Annotated in this window: 14 protein-coding genes and 1 riboswitch; of the genes, 9 read left to right on the plus strand and 5 right to left on the minus strand. The window is 61.3% G+C overall.

Going from position 1 to position 14,638, the window contains the following annotated elements:
• Window positions 1–8: 8 nt before the first annotated feature.
• Entirely contained in the window at window positions 9–962 is a 954-nt protein-coding gene (locus tag HAQ05_RS01225) for an EamA family transporter (protein WP_190416753.1), read from the minus strand.
• Between the two features lie 199 nt (window positions 963–1,161).
• Between HAQ05_RS01225 and HAQ05_RS01230 the strand changes: the two genes are divergently transcribed.
• Both HAQ05_RS01230 and HAQ05_RS29670 read left to right on the plus strand, forming a co-directional pair.
• Window positions 1,162–2,400 carry a cation:proton antiporter gene (locus HAQ05_RS01230; protein WP_190416754.1) on the plus strand — a complete coding sequence of 413 codons (1,239 nt, stop codon included), beginning with the start codon at window positions 1,162–1,164 and terminating at the stop codon, window positions 2,398–2,400.
• Window positions 2,401–2,460: 60 nt separating this feature from the next.
• Complete coding sequence (locus HAQ05_RS29670) at window positions 2,461–2,553, plus strand: small membrane protein YohP (protein ID WP_476705385.1); 93 nt, start codon at window positions 2,461–2,463, stop codon at window positions 2,551–2,553.
• Between the two features lie 39 nt (window positions 2,554–2,592).
• Here HAQ05_RS29670 and HAQ05_RS01235 read toward each other — a convergent pair whose 3' ends face one another.
• Window positions 2,593–2,994 carry an acyl-CoA thioesterase gene (locus HAQ05_RS01235; protein WP_190416755.1) on the minus strand — a complete coding sequence of 134 codons (402 nt, stop codon included), beginning with the start codon at window positions 2,992–2,994 and terminating at the stop codon, window positions 2,593–2,595.
• 180 nt (window positions 2,995–3,174) lie between these two features.
• A riboswitch (S-adenosyl-L-homocysteine riboswitch) is annotated at window positions 3,175–3,274 on the plus strand.
• A 22-nt stretch (window positions 3,275–3,296) separates the two neighbouring features.
• Between HAQ05_RS01235 and ahcY the strand changes: the two genes are divergently transcribed.
• The 5 genes from ahcY (at window position 3,297) to HAQ05_RS01260 (ending at window position 10,521) form a co-directional block, all read left to right on the plus strand.
• Window positions 3,297–4,706, plus strand: a complete 1,410-nt coding sequence (ahcY, locus tag HAQ05_RS01240) for an adenosylhomocysteinase (protein WP_190416756.1) — start codon at window positions 3,297–3,299, stop codon at window positions 4,704–4,706.
• 106 nt (window positions 4,707–4,812) lie between these two features.
• Window positions 4,813–5,658: a methylenetetrahydrofolate reductase [NAD(P)H] gene (gene metF, locus HAQ05_RS01245; RefSeq protein WP_190416757.1), complete on the plus strand. Its 846-nt coding sequence runs from the start codon at window positions 4,813–4,815 to the stop codon at window positions 5,656–5,658.
• 294 nt (window positions 5,659–5,952) lie between these two features.
• The gene (katB, locus tag HAQ05_RS01250; RefSeq protein WP_420825733.1) at window positions 5,953–7,422 is read left to right on the plus strand and encodes a catalase KatB; all 1,470 of its coding nucleotides are present in this window, start codon (window positions 5,953–5,955) and stop codon (window positions 7,420–7,422) included.
• Between the two features lie 213 nt (window positions 7,423–7,635).
• Window positions 7,636–8,379, plus strand: coding sequence for a substrate-binding periplasmic protein (locus HAQ05_RS01255; protein WP_190416759.1), 744 nt, complete (start codon window positions 7,636–7,638; stop codon window positions 8,377–8,379).
• A 264-nt stretch (window positions 8,380–8,643) separates the two neighbouring features.
• On the plus strand, window positions 8,644–10,521 hold the full coding sequence (locus HAQ05_RS01260; protein ID WP_190416760.1) for an RNA helicase RhlE2: 1,878 nt from the start codon (window positions 8,644–8,646) through the stop codon (window positions 10,519–10,521).
• A gap of 149 nt (window positions 10,522–10,670) precedes the next feature.
• On the opposite strand, the gene HAQ05_RS01265 is transcribed toward HAQ05_RS01260, so the two are convergent.
• Both HAQ05_RS01265 and HAQ05_RS01270 read right to left on the minus strand, forming a co-directional pair.
• Entirely contained in the window at window positions 10,671–11,276 is a 606-nt protein-coding gene (locus HAQ05_RS01265) for a YceI family protein (protein WP_190416761.1), read from the minus strand.
• Between the two features lie 35 nt (window positions 11,277–11,311).
• Window positions 11,312–11,869 carry a cytochrome b gene (locus HAQ05_RS01270; RefSeq protein WP_190416762.1) on the minus strand — a complete coding sequence of 186 codons (558 nt, stop codon included), beginning with the start codon at window positions 11,867–11,869 and terminating at the stop codon, window positions 11,312–11,314.
• 217 nt (window positions 11,870–12,086) lie between these two features.
• Between HAQ05_RS01270 and HAQ05_RS01275 the strand changes: the two genes are divergently transcribed.
• Entirely contained in the window at window positions 12,087–13,493 is a 1,407-nt protein-coding gene (locus HAQ05_RS01275; protein ID WP_190416763.1) for an adenosylmethionine--8-amino-7-oxononanoate transaminase, read from the plus strand.
• A gap of 24 nt (window positions 13,494–13,517) precedes the next feature.
• Window positions 13,518–14,237 carry a 16S rRNA (uracil(1498)-N(3))-methyltransferase gene (locus tag HAQ05_RS01280; RefSeq protein ID WP_190416764.1) on the plus strand — a complete coding sequence of 240 codons (720 nt, stop codon included), beginning with the start codon at window positions 13,518–13,520 and terminating at the stop codon, window positions 14,235–14,237.
• Between the two features lie 88 nt (window positions 14,238–14,325).
• Here HAQ05_RS01280 and trhA read toward each other — a convergent pair.
• Window positions 14,326–14,638: PAQR family membrane homeostasis protein TrhA (gene trhA, locus HAQ05_RS01285; protein ID WP_190416765.1), on the minus strand; the 313-nt coding region annotated here is incomplete at its 5' end.

Here is a 14,638-nt window from a genome sequence, read left to right on the forward strand (position 1 = left end):
AAGGGCCTTCACAATACGCTGTTTCGCTCCCTGGCCGCAGCCCGCCGCGCCACGGCGGCCGCGAACACATCACTGCCACTGACCAACAAGATGCCGAGCATCACCAATACCGCGCCCAGTAAAAAACCCGGCTCGACCTGTTCATCGAGTAAGAGCACGCCCATCAGGATACCCAGCAGGGGCGTAAGAAACGATAACACCCCCAGCCGTGAAGCGAGGTAACGCCCCAGCAGCCAGAACCAGGCCAAAAAGCTGGCGAAGCCGACCACCAACGTTTGGAAGGCCAGGTTCAGCCAGGTGCTGGCCACCGGCTCGAATGCCAGTTGCCCGGTGAAGGCCGCCGCGCCCACCAGCAGTACGAAAGCCGCAGCCAGTTGATAGAACAGAACTTGCCCTGGCTTTAGCTGCACCAGCCGCGTACAGCGCATGGTTACCGTGGTCGCCCCCCAGGCAACTGCGCCCAACAGGCCCAATGCGTCGCCGTACAGCATAGCCCCTGGCGCCTCGCCCACACCGGCCATGGCGCGCGCGGCGAACGCCGCCACCACGCCAGCGAATGCCACCCCGATGCCCAGCCATTGCAGCGGCTTGAGCCGCTCGGCCGGCAGCACCCAGTGCAGCCCGATCGCCGCGAAAATAGGCGCGGTGTACAGGAAAATCACCATATGCGAGGCGCTGGTATAGCGCAGCCCCTCACCCACCAGCATGAACTCCAGGGCGAACAGCCCCCCCACCGCCAACCCCAAGCGCCATATCCCATCGCGCAGCGGCAGGCCCTCACGCTTGAGGTACAGCAACAAGCCCACCAACACCGCCGCCCCACCCGAGCGCAAACCGATCTGCATCACAGGCGCCACCTGTTCGGCGGCCACCTTGATCGCAACCTGCTGCAGTGCCCAGATCGCGCACAGCACTACCATCCAACCGACGGCTTGCCCATCCAAGGGTTTCACAACGCTCACTGCCTTACCTCACACCGTTACGGCTGGCTATTGTGGCCTTAATCACGCCCATTGGCACGCGAACAGGCCCGTATGTGCCCCGGCGCGTGCAACCCCTCGCCCCGTGCGGGGTCCATGTGCCTCAGGGCCGGCCAATGCCATCCCACTTATGGCGCGCCGTTATCGGGCGCTTGTTTCAAATTATTGAACGGGACGTCGCATGCTGGAAATCGTAGCCACCTTCATCTGCCTCACCACCTTGCTGACCTACGTGAACTTTCGGTTCATCGGCCTGCCGCCCACCATCGGCGTAATGGTCACAGCGCTGTTGTTCTCGTTGATGTTGCAGGGCTTGAGCCTGATGGGTTTCCCAGGCCTGGAAGGCCGTGTGCATGACTTGATCAGCCAGATCGATTTCAATGACCTGCTGATGAACTGGATGCTCTCGTTCCTGCTGTTTGCCGGCGCATTGCACGTGAACCTGGCAGACCTCAAGAGCTACCGCTGGCCAATCGGCCTGTTGGCAACCTTCGGCGTAGTGATCGCCACCGCCGTGATCGGCAGCTTGGCGTATTACATTTTCGCCATGTTCGGCTGGCACGTGAGTTTCCTCTATTGCTTGTTGTTCGGCGCGCTCATTTCGCCCACCGACCCGATCGCCGTGCTGGGCGCGCTGCGTACCGCCAATGTGTCCAAGCCGCTGAAAATGACCATCGTCGGCGAAAGCCTGTTCAACGACGGCACCGCCGTGGTGGTGTTCACCGTGCTATTGGGCATCGCGCAGTTGGGCGAGGCGCCCTCGGCGGCGCAAACCGCCATGCTCTTCGTCCGCGAGGCGGTTGGCGGCGCGCTGTTCGGCGGGCTGATCGGCTACGGGGTATACCGCATGATCAAAAGCGTGGAGCAGTATCAGGTCGAGGTAATGCTTACTCTGGCACTGGTTATCGGCGGCTCCGCCATGGCCTATGAACTGCACGTATCGGCACCGATCGCCATGGTGGTGGCCGGCTTGATCATTGGCAACCTGGGCCGCCAGTTGGCGATGGCTGACATGACGCGCCGCTACATGGATGGTTTTTGGGAGTTGCTCGACGACATGCTGAATGCCGCGCTGTTCGCCTTGATCGGCATGGAACTGCTGCTGTTGCCGTTTTCTTGGACGCACCTGGCGGCGGCCGCCATGCTCGCCGTGGCCATTCTTTTGGCGCGGTTCGTCACTGTGGCCCCCGCCATCGCGCTAGCGCGGCGCTGGCGCAGTATCCCCCAAGGCACCATCCGGGTGCTGACCTGGGGCGGCCTGCGTGGGGGCGTATCGGTGGCGCTGGCACTGGCACTGCCCAACGGAGAGGAGCGTGACTTACTGTTGAGCATTACCTACATCGTGGTGTTGTCTTCTATTTTGCTTCAGGGCCTGACCGTGGGCAAAGTGGTAAAGGCAGTGACGCTGCCGGCAGGCTAAGCACACGGGAAGAAACGTATCGCCACCCCCGGCGGTCTACCGAACGAACCCTACTGGAGCATGACTATGCTGAAGTTTCTTGGTGGTACCGTTGGCATTATCTTCCTGATCGGCTTGGTGGTGGTGATCCTACTGTTCAAGCTGGTCTTCTAACCGCCCGGCCCAGGGTGCAGCGGCACGGCCGGCCAAGCGTCAGGCTTGGTCTTCGGTGCCGAATTGGTCCTTGATGTAGCGTATCTGGGTGCGGCCATGGGGCGCCGGCAAGCCATCTTCCCCTAGGTTGACGAATACCAACTTGTCGACGGTCAGGATGCTCTTGCGGGTAATTTTGTTGCGCACCTCGCAGGTCAGGGTAATCGACGTGCGGCCGAACTCGGTGGCGGTGATGCCCAGTTCGATGATGTCACCCTGGCGCGAGGCGCTGACGAAATTGATCTCCGAGATGTACTTGGTCACCACGCGCTGGTTGCCCAGTTGGACGATGGCGTAGATGGCCGCTTCTTCGTCGATCCAACGCAGCAGGCTGCCGCCGAACAAGGTGCCGTTGGGGTTGAGGTCTTCAGGTTTCACCCATTTGCGAGTATGGAAATTCATGCCGGGCTCCTACGGTCGGTTGGCGAGAACATCATCATCGCAGAGGCTGGCAGCCGACTCCATGGCGCTTAACCAATAGTCGCAATAGGCGCTGTGAGCAATCGACACTTGCGCCACGCTTGCCTATAATCCCGTGGTTTATTTGCTCCACACCCGCTTCTTCCGCGGGTGTCCCGCCACCTGTCCGAGGGGCGCTGCAGCAGGTCATACCTGTCAGGCTCGGATGGGGCGTGCACCGGCCCATGCCTGTGGGCCATACGCACAACGGCGCCCATTCGCACCTCACGAATGGAGACTCTTCAATGAGTGCTGTACTGACGCCTGCTGGTTTTTCCGACTTCAAGGTCGCCGACATTTCCCTGGCCGCCTGGGGCCGCCGCGAAATCATCATCGCCGAATCGGAAATGCCCGCTCTGATGGGCTTGCGCCGCAAGTATGCCGGCGAGCAACCCCTACAGGGTGCAAAAATCCTCGGCTGCATCCACATGACCATCCAGACTGCCGTGCTGATCGAAACCCTGATTGCCCTGGGTGCCGAAGTGCGCTGGTCGTCGTGCAATATTTTCTCCACACAGGACCAAGCCGCCGCTGCCATCGCCGCCGCGGGCATCCCGGTGTTCGCCTGGAAGGGCGAAACCGAGGCCGAGTACGAATGGTGCATCGAACAAACCATCCTCAAGGATGGGCAGCCGTGGGCCGCCAACATGATTCTGGACGACGGCGGCGACCTCACCGAAATCTTGCACAATAAATACCCGGCAATGCTCGACAAGATCCACGGCATCACCGAGGAAACCACCACTGGCGTGCATCGCCTGCTCGACATGCTGGCCAAGGGCACCCTGAAAGTGCCGGCCATCAACGTCAACGATTCGGTCACCAAAAGCAAGAACGACAACAAGTATGGCTGCCGCCACAGCCTCAACGACGCCATCAAGCGTGGCACCGACCACTTGCTCTCGGGCAAACAGGCACTGGTGATCGGCTATGGTGACGTGGGCAAGGGCTCCTCGCAGTCGCTGCGCCAGGAAGGCATGATCGTCAAAGTCGCAGAGGTCGACCCGATCTGCGCGATGCAGGCCTGCATGGACGGCTTCGAAGTGGTTTCGCCGTACATCAACGGCGTGAACGACGGCACCGAAGCCAGTGTCGACGCGGCGCTACTGGGCAAAATCGACTTGATCGTGACCACCACCGGCAACGTCAATGTGTGTGATGCCAACATGCTCAAGGCGCTGAAGAAGCGCGCCGTGGTCTGTAACATCGGCCACTTCGACAACGAAATCGACACCGCCTTCATGCGCAAGCAGTGGGCCTGGGAAGAGGTCAAGCCACAGGTGCACAAGGTCCATCGCACCGGTGCCGGCAGCTTCGACGCCCAGAACGACGACTACCTGATCCTGTTGGCCGAAGGCCGGTTGGTGAATTTGGGCAATGCCACCGGCCACCCGAGCCGAATCATGGACGGCTCGTTCGCCAACCAGGTGCTGGCGCAGATCCACCTGTTTGGGCAGAAATTCGCCAGCCTACCGGCAGCCGAAAAAACCGCCCGCCTCACGGTCGAGGTGCTGCCCAAGAAGCTCGATGAAGAAGTCGCCCTGGAAATGGTCAAGGGCTTTGGCGGTGTAGTGACCCAACTCACGACCAAACAGGCCGAATACATCGGCGTGACGGTCGAAGGCCCGTTCAAACCCGACACTTATCGCTACTGAGTTGCAAGCGGCACGCGGCAAGCGGCACGTTCAGCGCGGGTTACCCGCGACGGGCTTGCCGCTTGCCGCTTAAGGCTTGCAGCACTTCTTCGAAGAGCTGCCTTTTATGTCGTCCAAGCAAAGTTTCAGCTTCGAGTTCTTCCCCACCAAGACCGATGCCGGGCACGAAAAACTCATGAACGTGGCGCGCCAACTGGCAACCTACAAACCCGAGTTTTTCTCGTGCACCTACGGCGCCGGGGGTTCTACCCGTGACCGCACCCTGGGCACCGTGCTGCAACTGGAGCGCGAAACCAGCGTGCCGGCCGCGCCACACCTGTCGTGTGTAGGCGACAGCCAGGCACAGCTACGCTCGCTGCTCGCCCAGTACAAGGCTGCCGGCATCAAGCGCATCGTCGCATTGCGCGGCGACTTGCCTTCAGGCATGGGCATGGCGGTGGGTGAGTTACGCCATGCCAGCGACCTGGTCGAGTTCATTCGCCAGGAAACCGGCGACCACTTCCATTTGGAGGTGGCCGCGTATCCTGAAATGCATCCGCAGGCGCGCAATTTCGAGCACGACCTTGCCAACTTTGCGCTCAAGGCCAACGCCGGCGCGAACAGCGCGATCACCCAGTACTTTTTCAATGCCGACAGTTACTTCTACTTCGTAGAGCGCGTGCAAAAGCTAGGGGTAAACATCCCCATCGTGCCCGGCATCATGCCCATTACCAATTACAGCAAGCTGGCACGCTTCTCCGACGCCTGTGGTGCGGAGCTCCCACGTTGGATCCGCAAGCAACTGGAGGCCTATGGCGATGACGTTAAAAGCATCCAGGGCTTCGGCGAACAGGTGATCACCGAACTGTGTGAAACCCTGCTCGCCGGGGGCGCCCCGGGGCTGCACTTCTATACGCTGAACCAGGCCGAACCCAGCTTGGCGATCTGGAACAATCTGAAACTTGCCCAATAAGTTTCAAACCACCAGCGTGTATAAGCCGGACGGTGTCCGGCTTTTTTATTACATAATATGTTGGCTTTATGGCGCAAAGCCCTTGCCCAATACACTCAACGCCTAAGAATATCCCTAAAGTGAGTACCGTTTAGTCACGGGAAGTTATTTTAATCGAGGCGATAGCTCTTTTAAATTAAACGTTCTTCGCATTCCCCCATAGCATGGCCGGCGCACACCATAAACCACCTGTGAGGGATAACCATGAACACCTATAGTTTGGCAGCCCGTGCCTTGGGGGTTGCCGTGCTGGCCATGCCACCTGCCTTTGCCGAGCCCCTGACCCGAGACAACGGCGCAGCGGTTGGAGACAACCAGAACAGCCAGACCGCGGGCCCGAATGGGCCGACCTTGCTGCAAGACGTCCAGTTGATCCAAAAACTTCAGCGTTTTGACCGGGAGCGCATCCCAGAGCGCGTGGTGCATGCCCGCGGTACCGGCGCCAAAGGCGAGTTCGTCGCCACCCAAGACATCAGCGAGTTGACCAAAGCGCAGGTGTTCAAAAACGGCGAACATACGCCGGTATTCGTGCGGTTCTCTTCGGTGGTACACGGTAACCACTCCCCTGAAACCCTACGCGACCCGCGCGGCTTCGCCACGAAGTTCTACACCGCCGATGGCAACTGGGACTTGGTCGGCAACAACTTCCCAACGTTCTTCATTCGCGATGCTATCAAGTTTCCCGACATGGTCCATGCGTTCAAGCCAGACCCCCGCAACAACTTGGATAACGACGCGCGCCGTTTCGATTTTTTCTCGCACGTACCTGAAGCCACGCGCACCCTTACCTTGCTTTACTCCAACGAAGGCACCCCGGCGGGCTACCGTTTCATGGATGGCAACGGGGTGCACGCCTATAAACTCATCAATGCCAAAGGTGAGGTTCACTACGTGAAGTTTCACTGGAAGAGCCTGCAGGGCATCAAGAACCTCGACCCGGCCCAAGTTATGCAGGTACAGGCCAAAGACTACAGCCACATGACCAATGATTTGGTTCAGGCAATCGAGCAAGGGGCCTACCCAAAGTGGGATCTGTACATCCAGGTGCTCAAGCCCGAGGCGTTGGCCAAGTTTGAATTCGACCCATTGGATGCCACCAAAATCTGGCCAAACGTGCCGGAACGTAAAATTGGCCAGATGGTGCTGAACAAAAACGTCGACAATTTTTTCCAGGAAACCGAACAGGTCGCCATGGCCCCGTCGAACCTCGTTCCCGGCATCGAACCCTCTGAAGACCGGCTGTTGCAGGGGCGGCTTTTCTCCTATGCCGATACGCAGTTGCACCGGGTTGGCACCAATGGCCTGAGCCTGCCGGTGAACCGCCCCCATGTAGCGGTGAACAACGGTAACCAAGATGGCGCCATGAACAGCGGGCAGACCCGCTCCGGCGTGAATTACGAGCCAAGCCGGCTCGAGCCGCGCCCGCAACAAGCCAGCGCCCGCTACAGTGAAACGCCGATCAGCGGCACCACGCAACAGGCACGCATCAGCCGCGAGCAGAACTTCAAACAAGCCGGTGACCTATACCGCAGCTACACCACCAAGGAGCGCAAAGACTTGGTCCAGAGCTTCGGTGAATCACTGGCGGTCGCCGACGACGAGAGCAAGCACATCATGCTGTCGTTCTTGTACAAAGCCGACCCCGAGTACGGCACCGGTGTTACCAAGGTCGCCAAGGGTGACCTGGCCCGCGTAAAAACCCTGGCCGCCGCCCTGAACGACTGATCCACCCCCGGCCTGCGCGGTTCACAGCGCAGGCCGGGCCATATGCCGCAAGCCCCCCCCAGGGCAGGGTGTTCAACCACGCTGCAGGGCCATGACTGGACGACCGCCAAGCCATGGCCGTAAGGCACAGCAGGGCACTCTTGGACCAGCGGGACCCGGCATTAGTTAGTGCGGCGGCTTTTACTGCGCCGCATAACCACGTATTGTGCGGCCATGCCCGTTATCACCCGCCTGCTGTTCGCCAACCTGCTGTTGTGCTGGGGCCTCATGGCCCAAGCTGCGCCCTTGCGCGTGGTCACCGAGCCGTGGGCACCCTATGTATTCGTCAAAGGCGGCCAGCCCACGGGCCTGGATTATGAAATAGCCAATGAGGTCTTTCGCCGGCTAGGCGTTGAGGTGCGCTGGGAGTTCTTGCCGTGGCGGCGTTGCCTGATGATGGTCGAGCAGGGCCAGGCCGATGGTGTGCTGGATATTTTCCAAACACGTGATCGGGCGCCGCTGCTGATTTACCCTGATCATCCATTGTCTGAGGTGGAGTTTGTGCTTTTCCAGGCGAACGCCCGCCGGCATTCGGTACAGCGCCTCACTGACCTGCGCGGCCTTAGCGTTGGCACCCAGGCAGGTTTCCAATACGGGCCGGCATTCGACGATGCCCCCCAGTTTCGCCGTGAGCCGGCGCCCACGTTGCAGGCGAACCTTGGCAAACTCGTGCTCGGGCGCATCGACTTGCTCATTACCGACCGCCGGGCCGGCCGCTTCGCGGTGAAGGAGCTTGGCCTGCAAGGGCAGGTCCGCGAACTGCCGTGGGTGGTTGCCCGCCACCCCCAATACCTGGCGCTGCGGCGCGGCGCCGGGCTGGATAAACTGATGGTTCGCTTTGATACCGAGTTGCAACGCTACCGTGCCAGCCGTCACTACCCCATGCTGGTGCGGCGCTTTACTGACGCACCGCGCTGAACGGGGCCTGTTTTTTACGCGATAACTGAGTACAATCGCTACCCAGGGCCGGGGCTCTGTTATACTCGGCCTTCCCGCCAGGCTTACGCCCGGACGCTCGACCTCGCACTTAGGCACACTTGCCCCCCGCTCGCGCTCGCGCAGCCGCCCATGCAGGTGTGAACCGGCAGATCCAGCAGTACCGGACGCGACAGCGTCATCACGCCCATCGCGCCAGGCAAGATTTTTCTCCGGGCACTAGCCCCCCTATGAACAGGATTGCCCATGTCCTTTGCTTCCCTCGGTCTTTCCGAGGCTCTAGTCCGCGCTATCGAGGCCGCGGGCTATACGCAGCCCACCCCGGTGCAGCAGCGGGCCATTCCCGCCGTGCTGCAAGGTCGCGACCTGATGGTGGCGGCCCAAACGGGTACCGGCAAGACCGCCGGTTTCGCCTTGCCGATCCTCGAACGCCTGTTTCCCGCCGGCCACCCAGACAAATCCCAGCGCCATGGCCCGCGCCAACCGCGGGTACTGGTGCTCACGCCCACCCGCGAGCTGGCGGCCCAGGTGCACGACAGCTTCAAGACCTACGCCGGTGAGCTGAAATTTGTCAGTGCCTGCGTATTTGGCGGGGTTGGCCTTAACCCACAGGTTCAGGCCCTGGCCAAGGGTGTGGACGTGCTGGTCGCCTGCCCCGGGCGCTTGCTCGACCTCGCTGGGCAAGGCAGTGTCGACCTCACTCATGTCGAGATATTGGTGCTGGACGAAGCCGACCGCATGCTCGACATGGGCTTTATCCATGATGTGAAGAAAGTGCTGGCGCGGTTGCCGGAGAAACGCCAGAACCTGTTGTTCTCCGCCACCTTCTCCAAAGACATCACCGACCTTGCCGGCAAACTGCTGCATAACCCCGAACGCATCGAAGTCACGCCGCCGAACACCACGGTCGAGCGTATCGAGCAGCGGGTGTATCGCCTGCCGGCGGCGCATAAGCGCGCATTGCTCGCGCACTTGATCACCCACGGCGCGTGGGAGCAAGTGCTGGTGTTTACCCGCACCAAGCACGGCGCAAACCGCTTGGCCGAGTACCTGAACAAGCATGGCCTGAGCGCTGCGCCGATTCACGGCAACAAGAGCCAGAATGCCCGCACCAAAGCCCTGGCCGACTTCAAGGCCGGTACTGTACGGGTAATGGTCGCGACCGATATCGCTGCCCGCGGCCTGGACATCGACCAGTTGCCGCATGTGGTCAACTTCGAGCTGCCCAACGTCGAAGAAGATTACGTTCACCGCATTGGCCGTACTGGCCGCGCTGGGCGCAACGGCGAGGCGATTTCGTTGGTAGCCCCCGACGAAGACAAACTGCTTAAAAGCATTGAGCGCATGACCCGCCAGAAAATCGCCGATGGCGATACCCTGGGCTTCGATCCAAGCACGGTGGAGGCTGAAAAGCCCGAAGTGCGCGAACAGCGCCCGCCCCAGGGCAAACCGCGTGGGCAAAACGCAGGCAGCGGCGGGCGTAAAGACAAACCACGCAAAGACAAAACGCGCGAAAAAGCCCCCGAACAAGCAGCCGGTGAAGCCGAGCAGCCACGCCAGGGGCGCAACCGCAAGCCACGCCCGAAAAAGCCAGCGCCAGCCGCGTCGGCGGCCGCGGCGCCGAGCCAACAGGGTGTGCCGCCAATCCCGGCCGGCCGGGACCCTGAAGAGTTTCGTGACGATGAGGTCGACAACTTCGGCAACCGCGCCGACTACGTTAGCCCCTACAAGAACGAGAAAGGCAACGGCCGCAACCGCCGCCCTGGCGCCGGCGCAGCTACCGGCCGTGGCCAGGGGCAGGGCCAAGACCAACGCCGGCAGGGCGCGAACCCACGCGAAGGTGGCGGCGGCAGTGGCGGCAACCCTAACGGTGGTAGCAACAACCGCCGCGGCGGCCGCAATGGCGGCGGCCAGGGGCGCCGAGATGCTGGCAGCCGCCGTGTACTGACCGGCGATGCGCCACGTAGCGGCGACTCGCCCATGCCGCCGCGCAAAGATGCGCCCAAGCCCAAGATCATCCACAAAGAGTCACGGCTCAGTTCGTTAACGGTCGAGCAACTGGATGAGTTGCAGCGCAAGCCAAAGGCTGAAAAGCCCGCATTGCTGACGCGTAGCGACAACTAGCGGAGCGTCTCAGGCGTTGGCTGCGCATTCTTGACGGTGCCTTTTTACGGCCCAATCAGGGTGCGAACGCTTGAAACATCCGGCTGGGGGCAATAAAAAAGCCGCGGCCTGCACAAGCAGGCCGCGGCTTTTTTATCTGCCTTAACCAATTACTTCTGCTGTACACCTTCGAAGGTGAAGTAGAACGTAACGGTGTCGGACTGCGGGCCCAAGTCCATCGACTTGGGTGCGAAGTCTTTGCGGTTGATACTGGTGGTGCCTTCGAAGCCAGCACGGTAGCCGCCCCACGGGTCTTTGCCTTCGCCCAGGAACGTCGCCTTGATCACTACTGGCTTGGTCACGCCGTGCAGGGTGAGGTCGCCGGCCACATCAGCAGTCTCCTTGCCATCGGCGTTCTTACCGGTGGGCTTGACGCTGGTCGACTTGAACGTCGCCGTGGGGTAGGTGGCGACGTCGAGGAAGTCTTTACTGCTGATGTGTTTGTCGCGCTCGGCTTGGTTGGTGAACACGCTGGCAGTCTGTAGGGTGACCTCGATAGAAGCATTTTCAGGCTTTGCGGCATCCCACACGAACGAGCCATCGAAGTCCTTGAAGGTACCGGTGATAAAGCTGTAGCCCAGGTGGCTGATCTTGAAGTCAACGAAAGCGTGTTGGCCTGCCTTGTCGATTTTGTAGTTCACCGGGGCCGCTGTGGCCTGGCCGACGGCTAACAGGGCGGTACCGATGGCCAGGGCGGCCAAGGTGTTCTTCAGCATAGCGATGTTCCTTTTGTTTTGGATCGGAGAAAGCGTTATGTGCGGGCGTCGCGGCCCAACATCCTGACCAGGGTGGCGTCACGGTCGATAAAATGGTGCTTGAGGGCCGCCAGGCCATGCAGAAGCGCAAAAATAACCAATGCCCAGGCCAAGTACAGGTGCACTGTGCCCGCTACCTCGGCCTGGCCGTCGGCGCCCGCGAACAACGCAGGCACTTCGAACAAGCCAAATACCCGAATACCGACGCCGTCGGCGGTCGAGATCAGGTAACCGGTGATCATCACCAGGAACAGGTCTGCGTACAGGAAGGCATGCCCCGCCGCCGCGGCCAGCCGTGTCAGGCGGCCCTGGTTGGGGGTAGGCCGCGGCGGCGCGCTTACGAAACGCCACACCACCCGCAGCAACATGAAAAAGAACAGCGTCAAGCCGATGCTCTTGTGCAGCTCGGGAGCCGCCTTGCGCCAGGGGTCGTAATACCCCAGGCCAACCATCCACAAACCCAGGGCGAACATGCCGAACACGGTAAGGGCAATGCCCCAGTGCAGGAACATACTGACGGCACCATAGCGCAACGGTGAATTTTTGAGCTGCATCGAAAGCTTCCTTGAAAATGCATGGGTGCAAGCCTACCGGCTTACCTATCGAAAAAAAGCTGAAATTTTTGCTTTGATACATCGACCAATACGATGAAAAGTCTGAAACCCATCCGTTAAAGAACGATTAACAGTGGTTGCCCCGGGCGCTGTTGACGCATAGGCTTGCGCCACATTTTCAGCGAACACGTGGTGACCAGTGCCAGGAGCGATACCCATGGGCTTGAATGATCAATGGATGCAGCGTGACCTCAACGTGTTGTGGCATCCCTGTACCCAGATGAAAGACCATGAACGCCTGCCGTTGGTCCCGATCAAGCGGGGCGAAGGGGTTTGGCTGGAAGATTTCGAGGGCCGCCGCTACCTCGATGCGGTCAGTTCCTGGTGGGTTAATGTGTTCGGCCATGCCAACCCACGTATCAACCAACGCATCAAAGACCAACTCGACCAGCTCGAACACGTAATCCTGGCCGGGTTCAGCCATGCCCCGGTGATCGAGCTCTCCGAGCGGCTGGTCAAGCTCACCCCGGCCGGGCTCGACCGGGTGTTCTATGCCGACAACGGCTCTTCATGCATCGAAGTGGCGCTGAAGATGAGCTACCACTACTGGCTCAACCGTGGCCAACCGGCCAAAAAGCGCTTTGTGACCCTCACCAACAGCTACCACGGCGAAACCATCGCCGCGATGTCGGTGGGCGATGTGCCCTTGTTTACCGAAACCTACAAAGCGCTGCTGCTCGACACCCTCAAGGTGCCGAGCCCCGATTGCTACTTTCGCCCTGAGGGGGTGAGTTGGGAGGACCACTCGCGCACGATGTTCGCGGCCATGGAGCAAACCCTGGCCGAACACCACGAAACCCTCGCGGCGGTGATCGTAGAACCCCTGATCCAGGGCGCCGGGGGCATGCGCATGTATCACCCGGTGTACCTCAAGTTGCTCCGCGATGCCTGCGACCGCTATGGCGTGCACCTGATTCACGACGAAATCGCCGTGGGCTTTGGCCGTACCGGGACGATGTTCGCCTGCGAACAGGCGGGCATCCGCCCGGACTTCTTATGCTTGTCCAAGGCATTGACCGGCGGCTACCTGCCCCTGGCCGCGCTGCTGACCACCGATGAGGTGTACCAGGCGTTCTACGACGATTACTCCACCCTACGGGCGTTCCTTCACTCGCACAGCTACACCGGCAACCCGCTGGCCTGTGCCGCGGCCCTGGCCACGTTGGACATCTTCGAGCAAGACGACGTGATCGAGCGCAACAAGGCCCTGGCGGCGCGCATGGCGAGCGCCACCGCCCACCTCGCGGACCACCCGCATGTCGCCGAAGTGCGCCAGACAGGCATGGCCTTGGCGATCGAGATGGTCCAGAACAAAGCCACCAAGGCGCCCTACCCTTGGCAAGAGCGGCGTGGCTTGAAGGTGTTCGAGCACAGCCTGGCCCGCGGTGCGCTGTTGCGCCCATTGGGCAGCGTGGTGTACTTCCTGCCGCCCTATGTGATCACGCCTGAGCAAATCGACTTTTTGGCTGAGGTCGCTACCGAGGGCATAGACCTGGCCACCCGCAACCACGTGAGCGTCGCGGTGCAGGCCGGCTTCCATCCTGGTTTCCGAGACCCGGGTTAACCCGGCGCAGAACAGCGAAAGCGTATGAGATTGCCACGTTTTTTTACCGACACCCCGCTTGCCCTCGGTAGCATCGAACTGCCCGAAGCCCAAGCTCATTACATTGGCCGGGTACTGCGCCTGGCCCAAGGCGATGCCGTACAGCTGTTCGACGGCAGCGGCGTCGAGTACCGCGGCAGCCTGGCCGAAGTGGGCAAGAAACGCGTTGTCGCGTACCTTGCCGAGCAACTGCCCGGCCAAGCTGATTCACCGTTGGCCATTCACCTCGGCCAGGGGCTGTCCCGTGGCGAGCGTATGGATTGGGCCATCCAGAAGGCCACCGAATTGGGCGTGCGCGAGATCACCCCCATCGTCAGCGAGCGCTGCGAAGTACGCTTGAACGATGAGCGCGCCGATAAGCGTCTGGCCCACTGGCGCCAGGTAGCGATCAGTGCCTGCGAACAATGCGGCCGCTCCAGCGTGCCGGTGGTTCACCCACCGCTGCCGTTGGAGCAATGGCTGCGGCAGGTGCAGGCCGACCTTAAGCTGGTTCTGCACCCGGTCGCCGAGCCGCTGGCGAGCCATGCGCGCCCAGGCCGGCTGGCGTTCCTGGTAGGCCCGGAGGGCGGCCTGGCCAGCGCCGAGGTTGGCCAGGCCCAAGCCCACGGCTTTGAGCCCGCGCGCCTGGGCCCGCGGGTGCTGCGTACCGAAACCGCGCCGGTGGTGGCCCTGGCGCTGGCGCAGCAGTTATGGGGGGATTTTTAGCCCCAGCTTTTTATGGCGCTTGCCGAATGGCCTGCGCCGGCGTAAAGCCCGGCGCTCATCCCTACCTCAGTGGCTTGGCGCCGGCGGTTCAAATCACGTAGAAAAAAATCGCCACAAAATGCATCAGGCTCCCGGCCACCACGAATACGTGCCAGATGCCGTGGGCATGGGGCATGCGCTCGTCCAAGGCGTAAAAGATGATCCCCACGGTGTACAAGAACCCACCACCGGCCAGCCAAAAGAAGCCCGCCCAACCCAGCGCTTCTAGCAACGGGCCGACGGCCACCAGCACGATCCAACCCATTACCGCGTAGATCACCACCGACAGTACCCGTGCCGGCGAACGCGGCCGCAGCTCTTGCAGCATGCCAACGACCGCCAGCCCCCAGACCACCCCGAAC

The sequence above is a fragment of the Pseudomonas typographi genome, from assembly GCF_014694385.1.
GTDB lineage: Bacteria > Pseudomonadota > Gammaproteobacteria > Pseudomonadales > Pseudomonadaceae > Aquipseudomonas > Aquipseudomonas typographi.

Coding starts and splice junctions, on each gene's coding strand:
- HAQ05_RS01230 (WP_190416754.1), top strand. CDS start 1,162: ATGCTGGAAATCGTAGCCACCTTCATCTGCCTCACCACCTTGCTGACC.
- HAQ05_RS29670 (WP_476705385.1), top strand. CDS start 2,461: ATGACTATGCTGAAGTTTCTTGGTGGTACCGTTGGCATTATCTTCCTG.
- HAQ05_RS01235 (WP_190416755.1), bottom strand. CDS start 2,994: ATGAATTTCCATACTCGCAAATGGGTGAAACCTGAAGACCTCAACCCC.
- ahcY (WP_190416756.1), top strand. CDS start 3,297: ATGAGTGCTGTACTGACGCCTGCTGGTTTTTCCGACTTCAAGGTCGCC.
- metF (WP_190416757.1), top strand. CDS start 4,813: ATGTCGTCCAAGCAAAGTTTCAGCTTCGAGTTCTTCCCCACCAAGACC.
- katB (WP_420825733.1), top strand. CDS start 5,953: ATGCCACCTGCCTTTGCCGAGCCCCTGACCCGAGACAACGGCGCAGCG.
- HAQ05_RS01255 (WP_190416759.1), top strand. CDS start 7,636: ATGCCCGTTATCACCCGCCTGCTGTTCGCCAACCTGCTGTTGTGCTGG.
- HAQ05_RS01260 (WP_190416760.1), top strand. CDS start 8,644: ATGTCCTTTGCTTCCCTCGGTCTTTCCGAGGCTCTAGTCCGCGCTATC.
- HAQ05_RS01265 (WP_190416761.1), bottom strand. CDS start 11,276: ATGCTGAAGAACACCTTGGCCGCCCTGGCCATCGGTACCGCCCTGTTA.
- HAQ05_RS01270 (WP_190416762.1), bottom strand. CDS start 11,869: ATGCAGCTCAAAAATTCACCGTTGCGCTATGGTGCCGTCAGTATGTTC.
- HAQ05_RS01275 (WP_190416763.1), top strand. CDS start 12,087: ATGGGCTTGAATGATCAATGGATGCAGCGTGACCTCAACGTGTTGTGG.
- HAQ05_RS01280 (WP_190416764.1), top strand. CDS start 13,518: ATGAGATTGCCACGTTTTTTTACCGACACCCCGCTTGCCCTCGGTAGC.